General features: G+C 67.5%; 4 protein-coding genes. All 4 read right to left on the bottom strand.

Features of this window, described 5'->3' with window-relative positions; genetic code table 11:
- Positions 1 to 144: 144 nt before the first annotated feature.
- Positions 145 to 2568, bottom strand: a complete 2424-nt coding sequence (locus tag ACIPG5_RS17585) for a TonB-dependent siderophore receptor (RefSeq protein WP_401376675.1) — start codon at positions 2566 to 2568, stop codon at positions 145 to 147.
- 87 nt (positions 2569 to 2655) lie between these two features.
- Positions 2656 to 3609 (bottom strand): FecR domain-containing protein, encoded by a 954-nt coding sequence (locus ACIPG5_RS17580; RefSeq protein ID WP_176514128.1) that lies wholly within the window; start codon positions 3607 to 3609, stop codon positions 2656 to 2658.
- The gene (locus tag ACIPG5_RS17575) at positions 3606 to 4115 is read right to left on the bottom strand and encodes a sigma-70 family RNA polymerase sigma factor (RefSeq protein WP_401376673.1); all 510 of its coding nucleotides are present in this window, start codon (positions 4113 to 4115) and stop codon (positions 3606 to 3608) included. Before ACIPG5_RS17575 ends, ACIPG5_RS17580 begins: the two co-directional genes overlap by 4 nt.
- Positions 4116 to 4209: 94 nt before the next feature.
- Complete coding sequence (locus tag ACIPG5_RS17570) at positions 4210 to 5964, bottom strand: L-lactate permease (protein ID WP_401376670.1); 1755 nt, start codon at positions 5962 to 5964, stop codon at positions 4210 to 4212.
- Positions 5965 to 6000: the final 36 nt, after the last annotated feature.

Below are 6000 nucleotides of genomic sequence, written 5' to 3'. Positions count from 1 at the left end.
GGCTGGCAACCATGGCCTATCAGGCATAGGCACGTTGCAACAAATGTAGGAGCGGATTTATCCGCGATGCGCCGCGCGGGCGGCGCTCGATCTCAAGAACACAAAAGGCCTAAATCCCACCCCCAAAAACCACCCATGTCTCCGTCAGAAATCTACACTGGCCGACACCCGCAACACCCGCGGTGTGCCCTGGGTCAGGTAATTGTTCGAGGTCGACGCCGAAGCCCAGTACGCCTTGTTGGCCACGTTCTCGACATTGGCGCGCAGGGTCACCTGCTTGTCATCCACCTTGAAGCTGTACCGCCCGCCCAGGTCGACCCGCGTCCAGGCCGGGATGCTCAGGCTGTTGTCGGTATTGACGTACTGCCCACCGGTACGCAGCACCCGGGCACTGAGCGCAGCCCCCGCGATACCCGGCACATCCCAGTCCGCCCCGAGGTTGTACTGGAAGCGCGGCACGCCCGGTGCGCGGTTGCCGTCGTTGCGGCCATTGGCGGTGTTGTCCAGCTCGGTGTGCATGAACACCGCGCCCGTGAGCAGGCGCAGGCCATCGATCGGCTCGCCGAACACATTCAGCTCGACGCCCTTGTTCACCTGCTCGCCATCCATGCTGAAGGTGTCCTTGGTTTCGCCCGGCGCACGGAAGGTGGTGCTGTTGGGCTGTTCGATGCGGTACACGCCCAAGGTCGCGCCAAAGCTGTTCCAGTCCAGCTTCACCCCAGCCTCCACCTGCTTGCTGCGCCTGGGCGGGAACACTTCGTTGGCGTTGCTCACGCTGGACGGCGCGGTCGGGCCCTGGGCCAGGCCTTCGATGCGGTTGGCGTAGAACGACACATGCTCCCAGGGCTTGAGCACCAGGCCATACACCGGCGTGGTCACAGATTCGTCGTAGTTGGCATTGCGCACGCCGGTGGCAGTGGCCCAGCCGTCGACGCCGATCGACTGCCGGCGCACGCCCACGGTCAGCAGGACGCGGTCGTCGAGAAAGCCCAGGGTGTCGGACACCGCCGCGCTCTTGATGCGGTTCTTGCCGACGATGCGCGGGTCGTGCAGGTCGCTGCCGGAGTAGGTGTTGGTCGGGCGCGGCACCTTCACCGGGTGATACAGGTTGGAGTCGAAACGGTTGGCCGCGGTGATCGCCTGGTAGGCCGAGCGCTGTTCGCCCCACATCCCCGACAGGCCGAAGTTGACCCGGTGGCTGACCGGCCCGGTGGCGAAGCGGCCGTTGAGGCCGGCCATGGCGCTCTTGTTGTCCTCGTCGTGGGGCGGATAGAGGTAGCCGCCGCGTGCCGTGCCGTTCTCGTCGCTGACGTACAGCGAGGAATACTCGCCGTTCTCGCGGGTGTGCTTGGCGCCGGCGCCGGCGTACAGCGTCCAGTTGTCGTCGAGGTCGTACTCGGCGTTGACCATGCCATAGGTGTCTTCGAGCTGCGACCAGGTCCAGTCCTGGGAATAGTTGTCGCGTGCCGAGGGCGCATGGGGCACCTTGCTGCCGGTGGGGTAGATCACCGCGCGGCCCTGGTTGATGCGCTCCTTCTGGTAGCCAAGGTCGGTGGACAGGCGCAGGCGCTCGCCACGGTAGTCCAGGGCCACGGCAACCAGGGTGGAATGCTGCGCTTCGTCGTGCACGCCGGTGCCGCCGTCATGCTGGGCCAGGTTGATGCGCGCGCCGAAGCGGTTGTCTTCGCCAAAGCGCTTGCCCAGGTCGAGGTGGCCGCCGATGTTGGCGCCCGTGGCGTAGTCGAGGGTGACGTGGCGGGTCGGGGTGTCCTCGGCGCGCTTGGGCACCAGGTTCACTGCACCGCCGATGCCGCTGCCCTGGGGCGCGACGCCATTGAGGAAGGCATTCGGGCCCTTGAACACCTCGACGCGCTCCAGCGCCTCGGTGGTGACGATCTGCCGCGGCAGCACGCCGTACAGGCCGTTGTAGCTGATGTCGTCGGTGTTCAGCGGCAAGCCGCGAATGGTGAACACCTGGGAGAAGTTGCCAAAGCCGGCCGATTGGCGCACGGCCGCATCGTTAAGCAGCACGTCGCCGAGGGTGCGCGCCTGCTGGTCGGCGATGGTCTTGGCGGTATAGCTGGTGACGCTGAATGGCACGTCGCTGATCGGCTGGTCACCCAGCACGCCCAGGCGGGCGCTGCGGGCGACCTGGCCGCCTTGCCAGGTGTCGCTGCTGGCCGCCAGGTCGCTGTTGATGGTAGTGGCGCCCAGCTCCAGGGCATCGCCCAGTTCCACTGCCGGGGCCAGGGTGTAGCCGCCGCTGTCGGTGGCGATCAGGCTGTAGCCGCTGCCGGCGAGCAGGCGGGCGAAACCGTCCGCCACGCTGTAGCTGCCGTCCAGGCCCGAGCTTTGCGCGCCCTTGAGCAGCGCCGGGTCGAACGACAGCGCCACCCCGGCGCTGGCGGCGAAGCGCGCCAGCACATCGGCCAGCGGGCCGCCGGCGATGTGGTAGCTGCGCGCGCTGGCGGCAGGTTCGGCGGCCAGCAGCAGGGGCGCCGGGGCGAGGGTGCCGAGGGCCATGGCCAGGCTCAGGGCTTTGAGGCGCAAGTGGGGGCGAGGCGTCATGCGAGGGTCCTGTGGGTGCAGAAAACGTGGGTTCTGCACTCATCACCGGACGACGCAGGAAAAGGTATCAGGCAACGGCAATAATTTTCACACCCTGGGCTCGACCGTCACCCAATAGCGGGTCAGGCCGTGGATCGCCACCGGCAGGGTCTCGCCAAGCAGGCGCAGGCTGGCATCGCTGTCGGTCACGGGGAAGGCGCCCGAGACGCGCAAATCGGCCACCGCCGGGTGGCAGCGCAACAGCCCAGGGCGATAGCGGCCAAGCTCCTGCAGCAGGTCGGCCAGGCGCATGCCACGGGCCAGCAGCATGCCGTGCTGCCAGGCCAGGGCGTCGCTGTCCAGCGCCATGGCCGGCTGCACCCGGGTGGCATCGAAGGCGCTGCGCTGGCCGGCCTGCAGCAGAAGATGGCCGCTGCCGTGCAGGGGCTGCGCATCCACTGCGCCTTCGAGCACGGCCACGCGGGTCAGCGGGCCGTCCAGGCGCACGCTGAAGCGCGTGCCCAGGGCTTGTGCCTGGCCGTGCAGGGTACGCACCCGCAGTGGCCGGGCATCCTTGGCAGTGGTGACGAGGATTTCGCCGGCCAGCAGCTCGATGTGCCGCGCCTGGGCGTTGAAGTCGATATTGATGGCACTGTCGGTGTTCAGCAGCACCTGGCTGCCATCGGCCAGGGTCAGCGGGCGTTGCTCGCCGACCGCCGTGCGGGCGTCGGCGCGCCATTGCTGCCACGGCGTTTCGCGCCAGGCCAGCCACGCCGCCGGCGCCCCCAGCAGCAACAGGCCCAGGCGCTGCATGGCCTGGCGCCGGCTGACACTGCCTTGCTGGCTCAGCCGGCGCAGGGTTTGCCCGGCAACCGGCGTGGGCAGGCGGCGGAAATCGCCGAGCAGCGCCTCGGCGCGCTGCCAGGCCTGGGCATGCTCGGCGCTGCGCTGGCACCAGGCCTGGACGGCGCGGTGGTCGTCCTCGGTGGCGCTGCCCGACTGCAATTGCACCAGCCAGTCGGCGGCCTCGCCGAGGATGTGCGGGTCGATGCGCGGGTTCATGCATCCAGGCTCAGGCAGGCCAGGAAGGCCGTGCGCATGTCACGTTTGACGGTAATCAGCGATACGCTCAGCTGCGCGGCGATTTCGCTGTAGGTCAGGCCATCGAGCTGCGACAGCAGGAACACCTGGCGCACCCGGGCGGGCATTTCCCGCAGCATGGCGTCGACGCGGTACAGGGTTTCCAGGATCAGCCAGCGGGTTTCCGCCGATGGCACCTCGGGCTCGGGCAGGTGGGCGATGGTCTCAAGGTAGGCACGCTCGACGTCCTGGCGCCGCCAGCGGTCGACCAGCAGGCCCTTGGCGATGTGGGTGAGCAAGGCCCGCGGCTCGCTGCCGAACCCCGCCGTGGCCTGGCGGCCGAGCAGGCGCACGAAGGTGTCGTGGGCAAGGTCCGCGGCATCGCAGGCATTGCCCAGCTTGCGCCCCAGCCAGCCCTGCAGCCAGCTGTGGTGCTCGGTGTACAGCGTCTTGACCTGCAGGTTCAGGGTGGGGTCGGCGGGCGGCATGGGGAATGAGGTTGTAATTAAGAATTGATCGCATTCTAATCACCTGGCCCCATCGCCGGCAAGACGGCGATGGGGCCAATACCCCGTCAGCGCATCAACCGCCCACCACCATCGAGGTGAACGGCGCCACATACGCCTGCAAGGTCACCAGGAAACCCACCAGAATCGCCAGGATGATCGAGTGGAAGAACACGTAGCGCAGGATTTCACCCTCATGCCCATACCAACGGGTAGCCGTGGACGCCACCACGATCGACTGCGCATCGACCATCTTGCCCATCACGCCACCGGAGCTGTTGGCCGCCGCCATCAGCACCGGGCTAAGCCCCAGCTGCTCTGCCGTCACCCGCTGCAGCCCGCCGAACAGCACGTTGGAGGCCGTGTCCGACCCCGTCAGCGCCACCCCCAGCCAGCCGAGCAGGGTGCCGAACATCGGGTAGAAGATGCCAGTGGCGGCGAACGCCAGCCCCATGGTCGCGTCCAGCCCCGAGTAGCGCGTGAGAAAGCCCAGCGCCAGCATGGCGACGATGGTGATCAGCGAATAGCGCACCACCCACAGCGTGCGCAGGTACTGGCGCCCCAGTTCCAGCGGCGAATAGCCCATCAGCAGCCCGCCGAGAATCGCCGCCAGCAGGATGCCGCTGCCGGTGGCGGTGAACCAGGTGAACTTGTACTGGGCGTCTTCTTTCTTCGGCGCCGGTACCACTGGCGGCACCTTCTCGATGTGCTGGTGGATGGTGTCGAAGGTGAATACCGGGGCGAACACCGGGTTGGCCTCGCGCAGCGGCTTGCCCTGCGGGTCGAGCATGGCCGCGCCGCTGGCCGGGTCGATGGCTGCGCGGGTGTCGAACAGGTTCTTGAAGCTCGCCGTGCCCCAGGCGAACACGAACACGGTGAGGATGATCCACGGCATCCACGCCTTGAGCACGCTGCGCTGGTCACGCTGGGCGAAGGCGGCGTTGCTGCCGGGGCGGTCGTCGGCCTCGACCTTGGAGTTGTCCACGCGCCCGGTCAGCGCCGCCGAGGTGTGTACCGTGCCGGGCTTCCACACCCGCAGGAAGGCGGTGAGGCAGGCCATGGAAATCAGCGCGGCGATCACGTCCACCAGCATCGGCCCATGGAAGTTCGACACCAGGAACTGTGGAATCGCGAAGCTCACCCCGGCCACCAGGATCGCCGGCCAGATCTCCAGCATCTTGCGCCAGCCGGCGAAGGCCCAGATCAGCCAGAACGGCACGATCACCGAGAAGAACGGCAATTGCCGGCCGACCATGGCCGACAGCTCCATTTCATCCAGCCCGGTGACCTTGGCCAAGGTGATGATCGGCGTGCCCAAGGCACCGAAGGCCACCGGCGCGGTGTTGGCGATCAGCGCCAGGCCCGAGGCTGCCAGCGGCGAGAAGCCCAGGCCGATGAGAATCGCCCCGGTCACCGCCACTGGCGTGCCGAAGCCCGCCGCGCCCTCGAAGAAGGCGCCGAAGCAGAAGGCGATCAGCAGCAGCTGCAGGCGGCGGTCATCGGTGATGCGCGCCAGTGAGTCCTGCAGCACCTTGAACGAGCCGTTCTCGGTGGTGAGCCGGTGCAGGAAGATGATGTTGAGCACGATCCAGCCGATCGGCAGCAAGCCGTTGGCCGCCCCGTACAGCGCGGCGGAGCCGGCCATGCTGGCCGGCATGCCGAAGGCGAAGATCGAGATCAGCAATGCCGAACCCAGGGCGAGCAGGGCGGCGATGTGGGCTTTGATATGAAAGAAGGCCAGTGCGGCCAGCATCACCACCACCGGGATGGCGGCCATGAGGGTGGAGAGCCAGGGGCTTGCGAACGGGTCGTAGATTTGCTGCCAGACCATTTGCCACCTCGATTGTTGTTTTGTGAGGTTTCGCGT

It is taken from the genome of Pseudomonas sp. NPDC087029, from assembly GCF_044745345.1.
In the GTDB taxonomy this organism is placed as follows: domain Bacteria; phylum Pseudomonadota; class Gammaproteobacteria; order Pseudomonadales; family Pseudomonadaceae; genus Aquipseudomonas; species Aquipseudomonas faucium.
This window is presented reverse-complemented; position numbering and strand designations above follow the sequence as displayed.

Excerpts from the sequence above, each read along its gene's own strand:
- ACIPG5_RS17580 (WP_176514128.1), bottom strand. The coding sequence starts at position 3,609 with ATGAACCCGCGCATCGACCCGCACATCCTCGGCGAGGCCGCCGACTGG.
- ACIPG5_RS17575 (WP_401376673.1), bottom strand. The coding sequence starts at position 4,115 with ATGCCGCCCGCCGACCCCACCCTGAACCTGCAGGTCAAGACGCTGTAC.
- ACIPG5_RS17585 (WP_401376675.1), bottom strand. The coding sequence starts at position 2,568 with ATGACGCCTCGCCCCCACTTGCGCCTCAAAGCCCTGAGCCTGGCCATG.
- ACIPG5_RS17570 (WP_401376670.1), bottom strand. The coding sequence starts at position 5,964 with ATGGTCTGGCAGCAAATCTACGACCCGTTCGCAAGCCCCTGGCTCTCC.